Raw genomic sequence first — 16,639 nt, 5'->3', positions numbered from 1 at the left:
AACTTAGGCCTTAAATTCTGTTGTACCACCATCACGCGGTACATGGAGCACACTCTCGTCGACCTCGTATGGATGGCGGTCCCCCAAGTCTACCTTGGTCTCGCGCCAACTGTCGTCAACATATAGCCAGTCGATCAGAGCCGGAAGATTCGACGGCGGTGGATAATGCCACCTTTTTTCACAAAATGCAGCAGAGCGGCGCCGCAACCATTCAGGGTCGTCGGCAAAGCAAACGAGCATCTCCAACGCTGCGACAGTCTTCTGAACGATCGCTGTCTGTCGTCGCTCTATCAAAGGATCCGGGTCGGGCGCAGCACGCTCATGACGCCAGTTCGGATCAGGTGTATCCAAGACTTCTTGCACAGCTATGGCAGCCTCAAGAAAGGTCTTTTGCGCATCGCCGACGTGGCGAGTTCGCTGCATCCGTTCGCGAGTTCCGCGAGCTTCAGGCGATGGATTGGATTCAGTGGCAAAAATGAGCGGAAGATGCGCGACAAGCTGTAACGACCGACCTTGATGGTGCGGACGCGGCTTCAGGTCAGTGGTACGGATCGGATCGATGTCCGCAATCACCATCGCGGCCTCATGCTTGCCAAGTGCATCGCTATGCTTACTACCGAGTTGGAAGATCCCCGGCGCTAAGGAGCCGTAAGGCGTCGCCGTCTCAATTCCGGATTTCCAGCCATCAAGTCCAATGAAAGCAGATCCCCCGACCCCCGCCGTTGGTTCCACTGCATTGCAGAAAGCAGTCACGAGCCCCGCTGCAAGATACTGGTTCTGGCCGAAAATGTGATAGTCGGCAGACCGTGACGTCATGGCCGGGAGAATGATCAAGGTTCGCTGCATTGCTTCGCCGCGAGAGAGCTCTGGCGGCTCTTCGACACTACGATAGGACGTCCAACGCGCGAACTCGTGCACGTCGGCATTGAGCGTTTGGACGGCATCGGATGTTGGCCATGGGATTGCGTAGCGTTGAGCGAGGCTCCGGTTTTCTTCGAGAATGCCTATGTAATTGGAAGCGCTTGCGTGGAGAAACATTTCCGAGCATACGAGTTCAACCGTATAGTTTCCGAGGCGGAACGGATCTTTCACGTGAGAAAGCAAAGGCTGCCAAGGCTCGTTTGCAGAGGGCCTAATCAATTCGCCAGCGGCTGACGAAGGGTACCGCTTGCGTCGTACAGCGCACCGAATTTGAATCCTATCTTCCGAAGCCTGTGAGTCTACACAGGTTAGCAAAGCGGAATGCATGTCCCACTCAATCGCTCCAGCACGCCCCATGGGCGTTGGCCGAAGGAAAGGCGAAGGTCCGTTGGACGGGATTTCTGTCGAGATTGACGAGCCGTCAGGAACGCGGAACGTTCCGCACCAGACGGTCAGCGATAAATTTTTGGCGGAGAGCTGGCGTGTAAGCCAATTCACGGTCTCGGGTCGCAGGCTGTATTCTGGCAGCACAAGACCATCGACTTTGAAGCGGGCGCAGGCGCGAAGCACTTCGAGCAAAATAGCTCGTCGCCGGCCTTCGGCGATCGATTGGAATTCTCCTCCTTTGCTTACTGTCGCTGCGGTGACCTTGCCACCGTTGAGATCGCGCAAACCCTCGTGCTTTCCACCTCCGGTGCCAGGCGCGTAATATGTGTCGACAACATCCCATTGCACTATGGCGAGCCGTTGGTGGCCGTGGCCACGTTTGGCTCGATCGCCCCAAAGCCGATCTTGCCACTGAATGATACGGGCCATCGCGTCGACGGGCGCCAATGTGCTGGGTACCCCACCCTTGGTGCTTTGTGGCAGCGTTGCTGGAGGATCCTCGGTAGTAACTTGGCCGAGACGTGAACCATTGTTGACTGCTAGATGCTCTTCTTGAGAGTTCGGGCCTTCTATCGGCCCTTCCTGCACATCTCCAGTGATTTGTGTCACTACTGAAGTTTCAGTTTGCCCGGCAGTTCTATGTGCTACCAGTTCGTCGCTATTGGTTTCTGCGCTCCCAGCGGTCCCATCTGACGCGGCGCAAAACGCCACTTCGGCCAGGCTTTGAGACACGAGGTGGAGACCAACGACCCGGTCATTGTTCCAGGCTACTGAATAGCGATAGTGAATGCGGCTTTCATGCTCCTCGCACTCGGTAGATAGACGGCGCTCGCCTGCCACATATGCTACATCGATCTGCCATTCGGACAACCGATGTGAACTGCCGTCCGCGAGCCGCAGCACTGGCCGTCCGTCGACGACTTCACCCGTTCGCGGATTGATAGTTGAGCGCAAAACATCGATGCGGATCGCTGCCGCTACGGACAATTCTGTCAAGTAGTCTTTGAGGCCCCCAGGCATCGCAGTGCGAAGCGGCTCAAAGGTGTTCCAAGGCCAATCGCCGTCTTCTGCAACATCAGGCGCCGCAGCCGCAAGGAACGGCAGCAGACCGGAAATTGCCGTTGCCGCGCGTTCGAAACCGTCTGATGTCATACGCCATAGGGCTGGTCGAACTTCCCCAAACTCTGTGGTTACTGGTGGTGTAAGTTGCAACAGCGTCGACACAAGAATCAGCCATCCGAGCGGCGTTATCGCATCGCGCGCCGCCGCCGCTGCGGTGCGGCGTCCCTCGACGATCTGCCTGAAGACTAGCAACATGCGCCTTGTCTGCACGTTCGGATCGCCGTCAAGATGGCTCTCCGCATCGTCGATCAATGCGATCTCGCCGCCCAGGTGTTGGGCAGCGAAGGACAGATCGATCGGAAGATTTTGCAGGCGCTCGAGACTCCCCGAGGGCAAGGCGGCAGCCATCTCGAAAGCTAGAGCGCGTAATTCGGCCATAGTTCCCAGAAGGGTAAGTCCTATACCGAGTGTTGCTAGCGGAATCGCGGCTGCCTCGCCAAGTTCGCCGACCTGCGTTTCAACGCGATGTGCAGCGGCGAACCATGCAGCCGCGCTTCTTCGCTCAGCGCTGGTGAAAGACTGCCTGACAGGCCACAATCGGCCGGCGGCCGGAAGGGCCCGGCTCACACGCCGCGCGGCCCGAGCCGCTATCGCAGCCGGCCGACCGCTATGGCTCGCATCTCCGACCGTACCCAGCCGTTCGCTCATAAATACGCCTTCGGCCGTTGCCGCGACAAGATAACTTGCATGTTGGTCGGGGAGTACGGTCGTACCGAATGCGGTCAGCAGTCGAAGCGCTCGAGCAATACGTGTGGGAATAGCACCGTCATCGGATTGTAGTCCGGCACCCCATCGATCGGCTCCGGAGAGCCGGGGCAGCACACGCGCTAAAATCGCCTCGCGGCGGTGACTTAAACGGTCAAGCTTAGTGTCGCTATGACCTTCCAAGGCCGTAATATCTTCCGCGGGACCTTCTGGTCGGCGACAGAGATCACGTACCGCCCAGCCGTAACGCCAATGGTCGGCGTCAAGGAGATGGACCGGCCGCGCTTCAAGAGCGCTTCCGTTCCGCACGAAAGCGTGACCATCGACTGCCGGACGGGGGGCGGTCCAGCAGATAAGGGTTGTACGGTGGATGTCGGGCATCTCGTTCGCATCGACAGGAGCAAAGAACGAAAAGACCGTTGGAACTGGTACATGCTCTGTCGTCGCGGCGGCGAGCAGGCCGCGATATGATCCATACCCTGCTTCGTATAGCGCGGCGATATCTTGCGCATCCCAATCCCTTTCAACCGCGAACATCGGCCTGATATCGGCAGCCAGGTCGGCCTTCCATAAATGAAGGAAACCCTGCCCATTGGAGTTCTCTTCGCGCCACTGAGCACCCACTGGACGCGGCGCATCGCTCAGCGGCGCTGCAAAAAGCAGATGACCATTAGCGCACCATAACATCAAACCCGAGGCTTCAAGACCTGGCGGTGACGGAAGCGCTGTCGCGTCGCTTCTGTTCGAGATCATCCGTATCAACCGCGGCCTTGCAGGAGCGATATTGGCGAAGTGTCGGTGGGTGACGTTGACGAGCGTAGCCGCGGCATCGACTTCCACCGGGTCGATCTTTGCGTCGTCATCTGCGCCAGGTGTCCAGATCTTTAAGATATTCTCGACCACCTGTTCAATTTCCGTCGCAAAGGTATCAGCAATTGGAGTCGGGGATAAGTCGGGCGCCCCGTCGTCGAGCCTTTGCAGTTTCACCAGTGCGGTCTCGAGACGATGAAAGGCGTTGCGGGTCTGCTGCTCGGATGGGACAGTTAGTCCAGGAAGACGGGGCTCAAGGTCCCCATCGTGACGGTACAGCGACAGTCGCAAGCCGTCGTACATAAGTTCGACGCCTTCTGCTGGAGAGAGATATGGCATGAGCGAGGCAAACGGGTGCTCGCCATTGGCGACCTTCGCATCTTTTAGAACTGAGAGCGCCAAACAGGCGATGATGGCAACATGGCAGCGAACATCATGGCGCCGAAGGAATGACTCTGCATCTGTGCCCATAAAGGCGCTGGCAAGGGGGGCAAAAATGTCGGCTAGAACCGCCTCCGCTAACCAGCGTCGGCGCTCTGACCAGTAGTCGCGCGCGTCTTCCTCCAATGCTTCTGGAATATGGGCGCGTAACGCGCGCTCGATCGCTTCTAGGGCCGTAACCGTGATATCGAACGGAGCGTCAGCCATCCGCGCGCCCACGTCCACGCGAAGGGCTTCGGTCCGAAATGAGCGTGCGATCTCGGTGGGCCCCAAGTGATTTTCGCCCGCCGCGATCAGCCAAAGACGCCGATAGGCGTTAGCGCGGTCGCTAAATCGCACCTCGTCGGCACGAAATGCCCGTTCTAACCGTTCCTGTATGCGCTCTGGGCGCCGCAAGTCGTCGAGTTCGGGGTCGAAAAGTAAACCAAGCGCAGTTCGGCGATCAATGTCGCCGGCATCGGCCAGCGGATCCATCGTATCTGTCACTGGCATGTCTGCCAGAGGACCAGAGAAGCCGAAGCCCATGCGGCTATCTGTGAGCCACTCGCGCGCTTCTTGGCGGGTCATCAAGGGTGGGGTCGCGTTCTTTCGATTCAGCGAAAGCCCCCTCAGTTGAAGGTGAGTTTCGATCTTTCGTCGCAGTAGCCCGGCAACGTCGGCGTTCGGGCATATAAGGATTATATCATCCACATAACGCGCATAGGCTGCACTACATTGATTTCGGCGCTGCTCTTGTTTGACGTCGCCGTGAGTCTCCTGTGATTCGTGGGGGTTTGGCGTGCCCCGCTTTCGTTCGCTCTCAAGTTCTTTATCTATGTAAGCGGCGTCGATACGCTTCACCTCGGCCCGCATCATGTCATCAAGCTCGAAAAGCGAAATGTTTGCAAGATAAGCTGATAGGTCAGGACCTTGCGGAAGGCCCCTAAGACGCGCAGATTGGCCTGATTTGGGATCTGCATGCTCATTGTGGAAGGCATGACGGAGCAGGAAGTCGGTAAAGACGTTTGCACGAAGAGGCGCATCTGCACCGGAATCGGGAAGGAGCAGCGGGGCGAACCCCATAGGTCCGCCGTCGGCTTGCGCAAAATGGCCAAGAGCACGTTCTAGCGGCCCTTGCAGAGCATCACCGACCACTTCAGGACGCACGAACTCATAGAATCCTGTAATATCGAGCCGCAGGATCTGTAGATCTTCATGCCGATAGTGCCGGATCTTGTTATCCAAATGATCAATAAAGGCACGCCAGCATTCGAAGTAGGGTCGAAAAATACCTTCACGCATCGGTGGCGCTTCGCCGTTAACAATCGCCATATCGACCTGATAGGCAAAGCTCAAGGCCTCGGTTTCTCCCTCGACACCTGTCCGGTAAATCCCTCTGCCACCCGTTCGGCGATCGAAGCGGACGGCGGGGATCCGATCGGAGAAACCGGGAGCGCCAGAACGATCACGCAGCAACTCAACAAGTGCATATTGTTGAAGCAGCGCGTCAGCCGCGACTGGCCCAGCTTTGAGGCGGTATCGCCCACCACCCTTGGGGAGATGGCGCGCCAGGAGCGGTGCCATCGGGCCATCACCGATTTTTAGGCGTTCACGATGGAGATGGAACAGCGGCGAGGCGGCGACCGCTAACCGCTCCCATGCGTCGTCATCGAGAGGATATTCACGGCGTTTTGTAGAAGATCGCCCGAGACTCAGAGCAGTGATCAAGTCTGCTCGCGGATCGCCCGTTGTTTCGCGCCGGTCGACAGGTTTAAGCGCCCCACGCGGTACACCGTCGCTATAGGTCCGGATCATCGCAGCGAATCCGCCTAAGGTTTCCGCTACATCCAGTGGCGCCAAAACTCTGTCCCAGTTTACATCAGGAAGGGCGTGGGCAATGCGACGCGCGCTGCTTGCCAGTTGGACGGGGGACAGCCCCTCGATATTGATAGGAAGTTCGCCCTGTCCGGTCCGCATCCAGAGCATGAATTCGAGTGCTGGATAGGCGTTACGGTCGAGCAGCGAATCTGCGTCCTCGTGATTTCGGCCACGTAAATAGCTGTCGGGATCAGCTTTCTCGGCATTTGGAGGCGGCACCACTACCTCAATCCCGAAAGCGCTACCACCATCCAGCAGGCGCAACAGCGCTAAAATCAAGTCGTAAGTGCCGTCTCGCCCTGCAGTGTCGGGGTCGAGAAAAAGGCGAAAATTGAGAGGCCGATCGGCCTGGCTGGCGATGTCTACGATATGCGCGAGCGCAGCGACTTGGCCCGGTGCAGCACGTGAGCCGAGCAAGGCAACCGCGGTGAAATTAAGGGACTCCAGACGCAACTGATCGAAAATTCCTTCGACCACATAGATATATGCCATGTTCCCGCGTAACTCGCGCCGGCTGAGCATTGCTTCGACACGCTCGGCCCCGTACAGCGTGTCGCGGCGCGGGAAGTCGAAGGAATATAAGTATCGGGGATCTTCATTCCCTAAAGCCCGAGCGGCAAACCCTACGGGTGCGCCGCCTCGACTGCCCAAAGGAAATACGATCCGCTTGCCCGAGTAGAAGCCGCGTAGCCAATTTCGCGTTTCACTGTCTGGAAGCGCCGCTGCCTCGGCACGCAAGATGCCGGCTTTGCACAGCGCTTCTTCAAGTGCACGATCCGTCGAGGCTTCGCGACGGAGCCTGGTGAGATCATAGACGCTAGCGCCGATCCTCCTAAGCATATCGGGCTCGAACCCGCGATGTGCCGCGATGCGCTCAAGCTCCTGTTCGTCAGATCCTCCGCGCAACCATTCGACAAATTGTTTTGCCCCGCTGCGCCGATCAATGCTCGGCCTTCGGATGTTTTCGGCAAGCGAAACGCCCGCGTGTGGGGCGAGCCATTGAACCGCATCCCAGAAGTTGAGATTATTCCGCCGCTGCACAAGCGACAGAACATCGCCATGGGCGCCACATGCGAAGCAATGGAAATTGTCACGTTTTCCCGCCCGCTGATAGAGATTCAGAGATGGACTATGGTCGTCATGAAAGGGGCAAAGCGCCTTATGAGGCCGAGATTTAGTTCGGTCGACCTGAAGACCGAGGGCAGTTGCGACCGCCACGATGTCGCATTGCTCAATTATTCCCTTAAGGTCAACGTTTCCCCTCGATTTTAACGCCAACAACCCCTCCTATTTCTACGCAAGGTTTTAGAAATCTAGGCTCATCAAGTTCTGTTATAATTAACGACAAATTCAACTAGTGGTAAACTGCACCGAAGCATTGCCGTTTCGAAACTCTCGTGACCGGACTCGGTTGGACAACGAAAGCGCGAAGCACAAGCCGATTTGAAATTGAACAGAAGGCATGGCGGCGCTATCCTGGCATCGGAAATAATTTCCGCGGCCCAGCCCTACGATCTCCTGACAATCTTCTGCGTCTCGCGGTCGTATCGGTACAGATGTAGCTGTCCGTCCTTGATGAGCTGAGCTGCGTGAGCGACGTGCTCCGGCAGCACATAGAACCATTCTCGCGGTCGAATTCTTTTGCCGAAGCGGTCAATAATGAACAGCTCTCCGGGCCTTGCGGCGTCAAAGAACCGATGGAGCAGATTCTCGACTTTGGAACGCGACAGGTTCTGCAGCTCGTAAGTCGCGACAATCTCGACTGGCGCAAGAAGGAAGGTCGGGTCGTTTCGGGCGTCAGCTACGCGACGCCGGACGTCTTGTGAGGTGACACCGATCTTGTAGAGGATGTCGCGCTGCGGTTTGATCGCCGGATCTTCAGAAAGGCTGCGCGCCACATAGATTGTGCCGGAAAGCGAAACCTTGTCGGTCTCCCAGTCGGGATCGAGCGGACCGAGGCCCAGGCGCTGAATGATGCGAGCCGTTTTGTCGTCATTGAGGGATTTGCGGAACGACGACATCAGCGGGTCGCTTTCAGTGCCGTTCGAGAAAATCACCCGCAGGCGATGGTCGCGCGCGCCGCCGCGCTGCGTGCTTTCGCTCTTTTCCGCGATAAAGGCCAGAAGGCCGTTGCGAATGAAAAAGTCGCCTTCCAGTGGCTCGATAACGGCCCATTTTTCAATGAGCGTGGCTTCACGTGCACCGCTATCGAGGGCCTGTTCCATGGTCTCGAACAGACCGGCGAACTGATCGAAATCCTTGCAAGGTATGAAATCCGCCCGATGGTCAGGCAGTAGGCGTTCTGCCGCTGGCGTGACGTGTTTGAGCTGAACAAGCTCAGGCTGAACATCCAGGCCGTCATCGGCGAAGATGTCATCAAGCGAGTTGGGAATGTTGTCGTCTTCAACCTCATCGCGCCAGGAAACCTTAGCGACGTCCTCTTTCCGTGCCAGAAGTCTAAGCCTGTCCGCTTGCCGAAGCTCCTCACTCGGATACTTGGCAAGGTTTTCCCAGATCGTGCCAAGCCGCATCTCTTCGTGGTTGGATGCGTTGGCATCGGGCAAACGTCCGTGGTGCTCGAAAAAGCGCGTCACATCATACAGAATTGATAGGCCATTGTTGCCTGAAGATGAGGCCCTTGGTTTCAGCTTCACAGCAAGAAGACCAAATTCGTCTGGCTCTGCAAAGATCTCTTCCAGCGTGGGGCGGGTCATCAGCTTGCCGTCTCCCGCATCATCTGGGTCTTGCGGTTCTTGAGCCAGGCCAGCGCTTCTCCCATGCGCTTTTCCAGCGCATCTTCGGCATGGACATTCGGCTCGCGCCCCTCCTGCGCCCGGAACCGCTTGATCCGGGGCCACAGCGTCCGTGCTTCCTCTTCCGTCATCTGCACACGCATGGCCACCATGGCCGACTGTACCTGAGACAGAAGCAGGGCATCGAAGCTGCGCGAGGCCACCTCGAAGCATTCCTGAAAGGCGTTGACGCTGTCGATGAGATCAATGTCGAGTTCACGAACATTGATGAAGCGGCGCACCATGGCCAGCAGCGTGTTGGGTGCCACCCTTATATCGTCGTCTGCGTTTTCGCTATCCGCCTGTCCGGCGTCGCCGCCCATTCGGGGCGCTTCCCCGCCTTCCTGATCGGCACCGACGAACGGCGCGCCCGCTTCCTGAAAACCACGTTCGGCTTCCTGGCGTGCCAGCGTCAGCAGGTTCATGCGTGCGGCGAGGTTCTGGCGAATGGCTTCGGTTTCGTCATCGTTGAGGTTCACATAGCGATGCTCGATAATGTCCGTCAGCAGCATCTGGGTTGCCACTTCCGGTGCCGTGTCTGGCGAAACGATGCGGGCATCGACGGCCTGACAGGCGGTTGCCATCAGATCGGCCATATCGTTTTCGCAAATGTCTCGCGCCCGGTCGGTCGGCGGATCCATCAGGCCCTTGATGCCGATGGTGATCGTGCCCTGTCCGTCATCGGTGATTGGTTCGCGAATGTCGCCATCTTCGCGGCGACAGAATTTGAAATTGGGCGCCAGCACCTGTTCCATCAACAAGGAGCCGGAAATGGCCTTCAGCATGTCGTTAACGGCATCCTTCACAGCCGCCGTTTCCACGCCGGGTTCCGCGACTAGATTGGTGAAGATGGCTTTCGGCTTGCCCGGCGCATCGCGCGTGGCGCGGCCAATGATCTGGACGATTTCGGTCAGTGATGCCCGATAGCCGATGGTCAGCGCGTGTTCGCACCACACCCAGTCAAACCCCTCCTTGGCCATGCCGAGCGCAATGATGATGTCCACCTTGGCGCGGTCCGCCTCATCGTCGCGCTTGCCATTTGGACCTTTGATCTCGCGGGAAAGTGCCGCCTTTACTCCCTCGCGATCCGGGCCATCGTTGACGAGATCGGCCACCTTCAGCACCCGGCCATCTGCCGTGCGAATCAGATCGAAGCCGGTGCCGTCCTCCACGCCGATATGCTCGCCGATCAGATCGAGAATGCGGCCCACCTCATCGTTCTTCTCGCCAAAGGCTTCCGCCGAACCGCGATGGGGAATGTGGATGATGGTCTTCAGCGTTGTGTCCAGCACATCCGGCAGGCCGTTGATGTATTGGCCGCGATAGAAGCTGTAGTTGACGCCGAGCGCCTTCAGATACTCATAGCCTTCAAGCTGCTCGTAATAGGAATAGGTGATCGTCTTGAAGCGCGCCTCGTCTTCCGGCCGCAGCACCGGCACGGCATCGCCCCGGAAGTAGGAGCCGGTCATGGCCATCACATGGCACTGGCCGCGCGCAATGATCTGCCGCAGAATTTCGCCGAGACGGTTGTTATCGGCTGCCGAGACATGGTGAAACTCATCGATGGCGAGGAACACAGTGTCGAAGGCCTCAATGCCATGCAGCCGCTCCACCGCCTCAAAGCCGAAGCGGAAGGTGGCATGGGTACAGACCAGAACGCGGGCGTCGGATTGCATGAAGTCTGAAAACGCCTTCACCTTCTGCGCGGTCGAGCCATCTTCGGTGCCGGAAAGGCAGAGGTTCCAGCGGTCCTCCACCTGCCAGTCAGCATCGAAGCCGTAGCTTTTCAGATCGGTTGAGCGGAAGGAGCCGCCAATCGAGGTTTCCGGCACGCAGACAATGGTTTTCGCCAGCCCCTGATGGTTCAGCTTGTCCAGCGCCACGAACATCAGCGCCCGGCTCTTGCCCGCCGCAGGCGGGGCTTTCAACAGAATGAACTGCGCGCTGCGGGCGGCATAGGCGCGGGCCTGCATGGGCCGCTGGCCCAGCGCATTGGTGGCCTTGGATTGCCCGGTGCCGTTGTAGCGCACATTGACCATCTCAACCATTTACTTCGCCCCCTGCTTCACCCGCGCCGCGTAAAGCTTGAACAGCTTTTCCAGCCGCTCCGTGTCATTGCGGAAGGGGCGGCCAATATACATGCTCTCCAGAAGCTCATCATTTTCCCGGTGCACGGCCCGCAGATCATCCGGCATCTTGTCCGGGTCGTAGAGATCGGCAATGGTTTTCGGGTAATGCTGATAGCGCGTTTTCAGAATGCGACGTGCGGAGGCTGAAAGCTGATCCAATTGATCAGCGGTGAATTTCGGCACCGGAAAGGTGTTCCAGCCCAGCGTGTTGGAATACTGAAATCTCGATTCGAGTCGACCGCAAACGGTTCCGATCCAAATTAAATGAAGCCTAGACGCTATGAGCGCGATACACCATTCGGGACCATCATATATAACAAAGTTTTTATTCGATGAAACAGTTTTTGAGTTCACCCAATCAACAGGTAGATAAGGCCTATTTTCCGAAGATATACTTGGGATTAATATAGCATGATCGTCTGCATTGATGTACTCTCTAAACTGGTGAGGGCGCTCTGCTAGTGCCTTTCCAGCTACATCTTTCATTTTGAGACGAGCAATTCTATTTTTCTCTACGCGATCCCATATAGGCTTGCAAAGTTTAGCTATTTCTAATTCTTGATCATGAATCCAAATACAGTAACGCGATATTCCATGGATGACCTCATCAGATCCAACAAATTTTCTTATGAAACGATCTGCTGCGGGCGCTATCTCAATTAGCTCATCTCGCTCTGAAGCCGACAATCTAAGATTACCGGCATCATAGGGCATGCAGCCGAAGTTCATAACTGGGAGACCGTTTGAAGGTAACGATGTAGGGCGAACGAATATTTCAGATTCGTCAATTAGATAGGAGTTTATTTTTGTTGCAATGGTCTTGACATCGGAATCAATCAGATAGCGGTTACTATCTGATTGATTTCTGATTCCAACGATTACACAAGTGACGGTAGCATTTGCGGCTGCGTTGTTTCTCCACTTAAATGAGCGATAAGCAAAACCAATTTCAACACCGTTTCTTAGTATCTCAGGCCACAGGCTTGACGCTGACGCTCCCTGACAAATTGAGTTTGTGGCAACCAATGCTGCCTTAGCCACCCGGCCAACTATATATTTGGCGGCTTTGAAATACCAAGCAGCAACTAAATCATAGGCCCGATAATTTCTAATTTCACCCGAGAAAACATAATCCATATCTGCTTTATGTGTCGCTTCTTGCTTTGCTTTTCCCAAAAACGGCGGGTTTCCCGCAATGTAAACCTCGTCCTCCCCAACGGGTGGCGGACAAACCTCATCCCAATTTACCCGCAGAGCATTGTCGCACCTGATCTGTCCACCATCCCGCAGCGGCAGCAGCGGAGGCATGCGCCCGAACACATCGGCAAAGCGGGCATTGGCCTGATATTCGGCAATGAACAGCGCCAGCTTAGCCGTTTCCGCCGCAAAGTCCGTCAACTCGATGCCGTAGAACTGGTTGAGGCTGACGGAGGAGAACATGACGTTCTGCGGATTATACTCCAGCTCTCCCAACCGTTTCAGAATGCGAATTTCGCGCTCCCGCATCTGCCGATAGGCGACGACCAGAAAGTTGCCGGAGCCGCAGGCGGGATCGAAGACGCGGATTTTTGACAGGCGGTGAAGCTGGACCTTCAGCGCCGCTGGCTTGTCCCAGGCCTTGTCCAATGCCTCATCCAGATCGTCCAGAAACAGCGGCCCCAGCACCTTCATGATATTCGGCACCGAGGTATAATGCATGCCCAGTTCGGCGCGCGCCTTGGGATCGGCAATCGACTGGATCATCGAGCCGAAAATATCCGGGTTGATCAGCTTCCAGTCCAGCTCTGCGGCATCGCGCAGATAGCGGAAGGAGATGGGGTCGAATTCCGGGGCTTCGATGGCATCAGCAAACAGCCCGCCATTGACGTATTCGAACGTGTCCGTCCAGGCAGGCAGTCCCTCCCGCTGGCCTTTGGGCAGGTTCATGGCGGTGAACGCCTGAACCAGCACATGGCGCGCATGTTCACCCTTATTGCCGCCATAGGAGAAGACGGCGAAGGAGAACTGATCTTCCTTGAAGACACCGACATCCTCAGAAAACAGGCAGAAAATCAGCCGCGTCATGAACAGGTTCATGGCATGGCGGCGCTCCGGCACGGCCCAATCCGGGTTTGCCTTCAAAAGCGCATCGTAAAGTTTCGCCAGCTTGCCGGTGGCCTTGATATCGACCGGGTTTTCCTCTGCCGCCCGATACCGCTCCTTGCCAGCAGCAGGCAGGAAGAAGGAAAAATGCGTGCCAAGCTCGGCAAAGGGGCAGTGCAGCGTTTCCCCGGACTTCGGGTGCTCGGCGGCAATCATCTCGCCATCCGTGGCAATCAGGATTGCGGGCTTCGCTTTTGCCGTGCGCTTGGAGGCACGAAGCGCATCAAGCATGTCAGCCGCCCTGCCTTGCAAGGCAGGTGCATAATGGAACTTGCCGTTCAGCAGAACGCCGCCCGCAATATCCGACTTGTTGGTGCTGCCCACCCTCAGCTTGGCAATAGTTGCCTGCGCATTGTCTGTCGCCTGCGCAAAGGCATAGCCGCACTCGGTGGGATCAAACTTCGTCTTGGCAATGGCATCAAGGGCATCGGCAATTTCGGTGGGGTTCATCATGAAAGGTCAGGCTTCTTCTTATCGTTGCAGGCGGTGCGGTCAGACCCAGGCCGGAATGAAAATGCGCTTCAGGGGAATGAGCTGCTGGGTCTCGAGATCGAGCTTATCGTACTGCTCCAGCAGGCTTTTCACCAGGTCATCGAGATCCATAAGCGCAGTCGGGATGCGGGCGCGTTCGGCCTCATAGCGCGCCTCGCGGGTAAAGCCGCCGGTGCTGACGTAAAGGCCTTTGTCGAGATCATGACGCCCGGCAATGAAATTGCGCAGATCCGGCGCGCCCATGGAGCCTTTGCGATGCTTGACCTCCACAACAATGCGGGGTGCCTCAAAGCCGAAACCATCGGGCGAGGCGACGATGTCCTTACCTTGATCGGGACCAGCGTCCGAGACGCGCGTCTTGTAGCCGAGGGAGCGGAGCAGACCCGCAACGAGATCCTGCATTTCCGACCAGCTCAAGGCGTTCACCTTGTCCTTGATGAATTCATGGGCTCGGCTGGCCATGGATTCGAACAGATCCTCCTCGGCAGCCTCGGCCGCGGGGGCAGACAATTCGGCGGGGGTAGTGATGTTGCCGGACAGAGCCTTCTTGAGTTCTGCCGCCACGTCATCCGATAGGCGAAACAGTGTAGATATGGAGCCGAGGCTGTTGCGGCTTTCGACAGAGAGCAGGTCGCGGCTGACTTCGCCATCCCATCGCACCGAGCGAACCTGTGTGTCTTCCGGGTCGATCGAAGCATCGTGGCGATAGGCGCTGGCGATCTCCCCCACCAGATAGACCCTGCGCGACGGATCGTAGGTCACGACCATATCGCCGATGGTCATCTCATTGACGAAGCGATGAAGCTGCCCGGCTGCCATGGCCTGGCTCTGCGGCCTGGCGCCAGCGTAGACCTTTGCCAGCGCTTCGCCGATGGCTTTGCGGCTCTTGGCGTCAGACAGGTCGCCCAGCGCCGGCCAACCAATGGCAACGACCGACTTTTCCTTGAACGCATCGAACAAGCGGCCGTTGCGTTCGGCGCGAACCATCCACGATTTTGTCATGTGCATCCCCCTGTCGCAAGATACATTCATCACGCATCGCAGAATTGCAAGATTGATCAAGCCTCTACGCTATGGCTGTAGCGACGGTGTCACCGGTCTGGAAATTATTTCCGCTTTGACGGACATTCGATGATGTCGGGGATCCTGGCTGTCGCGAAATATACCTGCTTGCCATCCGTTTTCGTCGGATTGCCGCTCGGCGGCCGTGGCTTGTAGTAGACGATCCAGTCTCCCCCGCGCGGCTTCGACCTGACGCAGATAGGTGCGTGGGAAATGGTCCGCTGCTCCGGAAGACGTCGTAGGTCGGATCAACTTTTGACGTCAGGACCGCTTTTCGCCGCCGATACTAGAGAGACTATAGAGCCCGAAGAAATAGCGCTGTTTATCAAAAATGTGTGGTCATCTGACCTTACGGCAAGCGACCGAGTACGTATCGCCAGAGTGGTATATAACGGCAGCGAAATCGTCGACAGCAACTCGGTCGGCGAAAAACGGCAGCATCCGACCGTTATTTCCTCTTGAGCGCCTCCAAGCCGACGATCCGCTCCCGGCCCGTTCGCGGGAATAATTTCCGCTTCGCGCCAGAAGGGGACGTTGCACTGTGGATGCGCCGGCTATAGGCCTAATTTCGGTTCAGTGTGTAATGAGCTGATGATGACTTTAATCGATTTCGAAGCAATCCACTTTCCGGTCCTTCGCAGTTGGCTGGGCAGCGAGCGCGATGTGGTGCAGTGGGGCGGACCTGATCTGACTTATCCGGTCACCGACGATCAGCTTGAACAGATGATTATCGACGGGCAAACGTTACCGCCCAAGCGGCTATCCTGGATGGCTGTTAACGCCTCCCAGGTTATAGCAGGGCATCTCCAATTAGCTGTGGACTGGAAAAATGGCGTCGCAAGGATCGGCCGCGTCATAGTCGCGCCAACAATGCGGGGGCAAGGACTAGCTAAAGCGTTACTGGAAGCGGGATTGGAGCGGGCGTTCTCTCACTCGCAAATCGAGAGGACTGAGCTGAATGTATATACCTGGAACATTGCCGCTATCCGAACCTACAAAAAGCTCGGTTTTGTCCACGAGGGAGTGAGGCGGTCGTCTACCAAAGTTGGTAACGAGAGATGGGACACCGCGATCATGAGCATGCTTCGTTTGGAATGGGAAACGGGACTGCCCAAATGACCGCTTCGGGCGGCGAAGCTGATGTCGAAGGTTCGGGTCAGAACGGCAACTCATAGGCTCTCCAAAAAAATCTCCCACTGGCTGCAATGGGGTCGGGAAGCGGTAATGAAGGTCGCCCACGCTCTAAGGCAGCCAATTCTTTCTCGAGCACCAGAACCAGTCAGTCTGCTCACGGCCCCATACCGGTCGTTGCCCAGCAAAAAAGTGAGACTTCATGTACTCACTTCACTCTCGTTGAACTTTGACATTTGTGGTCGGCGGCATGTGGAGCGGAAATAATTTCCGCATCCTGATCCCTGGCTAGTTTAGCCCAAGCACGCATAGTAGGTGCGAATGTTCCCTTCGAGCTTGCCACCACACGGGACGCATCTTCGGTACGATGATGCCGGAGATGCGTCGGGAGCTGCGCGTTAAAGGATTTTCAGGCGGCCTTCCGTGGCAGGCTGCACTGACCTCTCCACCTCCTGGTTCTCACCATCACAACTAGCACCAAACACCCGCAGTGGCGCAAAAACGCTCGCGCTGTCGAGATAAGTATAAGATTTATTAAAAAAAAATTCTATGGGTCTAACTAGTCGATTTTCAAAATTATAAATAGTATTATCTAAGCAAGTCTGTGTAATGTTTCGGCCTTCTCTAAAGTTATCTATTTGACAGGCT

The 16,639-nt window shown here is 56.7% G+C and carries 6 protein-coding genes; 1 reads left to right on the top strand and 5 read right to left on the bottom strand.

Translation table 11 applies throughout. The features are described from left to right. Window positions 1–3: 3 nt before the first annotated feature. From U8330_RS14040 to U8330_RS14020, 5 genes are all read right to left on the bottom strand, one after another. Entirely contained in the window at window positions 4–7,521 is a 7,518-nt protein-coding gene (locus tag U8330_RS14040; protein WP_323105879.1) for a CHC2 zinc finger domain-containing protein, read from the bottom strand. A gap of 230 nt (window positions 7,522–7,751) precedes the next feature. Continuing rightward, a complete protein-coding gene (locus tag U8330_RS14035; protein WP_323105878.1) occupies window positions 7,752–8,957 on the bottom strand; it encodes a GIY-YIG nuclease family protein in 1,206 nt (401 codons plus the stop codon). After that, entirely contained in the window at window positions 8,957–11,083 is a 2,127-nt protein-coding gene (locus U8330_RS14030; protein WP_323105877.1) for a DEAD/DEAH box helicase, read from the bottom strand. Before U8330_RS14030 ends, U8330_RS14035 begins: the two co-directional genes overlap by 1 nt. Continuing rightward, a complete protein-coding gene (locus tag U8330_RS14025) occupies window positions 11,084–13,759 on the bottom strand; it encodes a class I SAM-dependent DNA methyltransferase (protein WP_323105876.1) in 2,676 nt (891 codons plus the stop codon). 39 nt (window positions 13,760–13,798) lie between these two features. Continuing rightward, window positions 13,799–14,860 carry a restriction endonuclease gene (locus U8330_RS14020; protein WP_323105875.1) on the bottom strand — a complete coding sequence of 354 codons (1,062 nt, stop codon included), beginning with the start codon at window positions 14,858–14,860 and terminating at the stop codon, window positions 13,799–13,801. Between the two features lie 591 nt (window positions 14,861–15,451). On the opposite strand from U8330_RS14020, the gene U8330_RS14015 reads away from it, so the two are divergent. After that, the gene (locus tag U8330_RS14015) at window positions 15,452–15,979 is read left to right on the top strand and encodes a GNAT family protein (RefSeq protein WP_323105874.1); all 528 of its coding nucleotides are present in this window, start codon (window positions 15,452–15,454) and stop codon (window positions 15,977–15,979) included. Window positions 15,980–16,639 lie beyond the last annotated feature (660 nt).

This window comes from Rhizobium sp. CC-YZS058 (assembly GCF_034720595.1).
Classification (GTDB): Bacteria; Pseudomonadota; Alphaproteobacteria; order Rhizobiales; family Rhizobiaceae; genus Ferranicluibacter.
The sequence above is the reverse complement of the archived record's forward strand: the minus strand, read 5'-3'. Positions and strand labels throughout refer to the sequence as shown.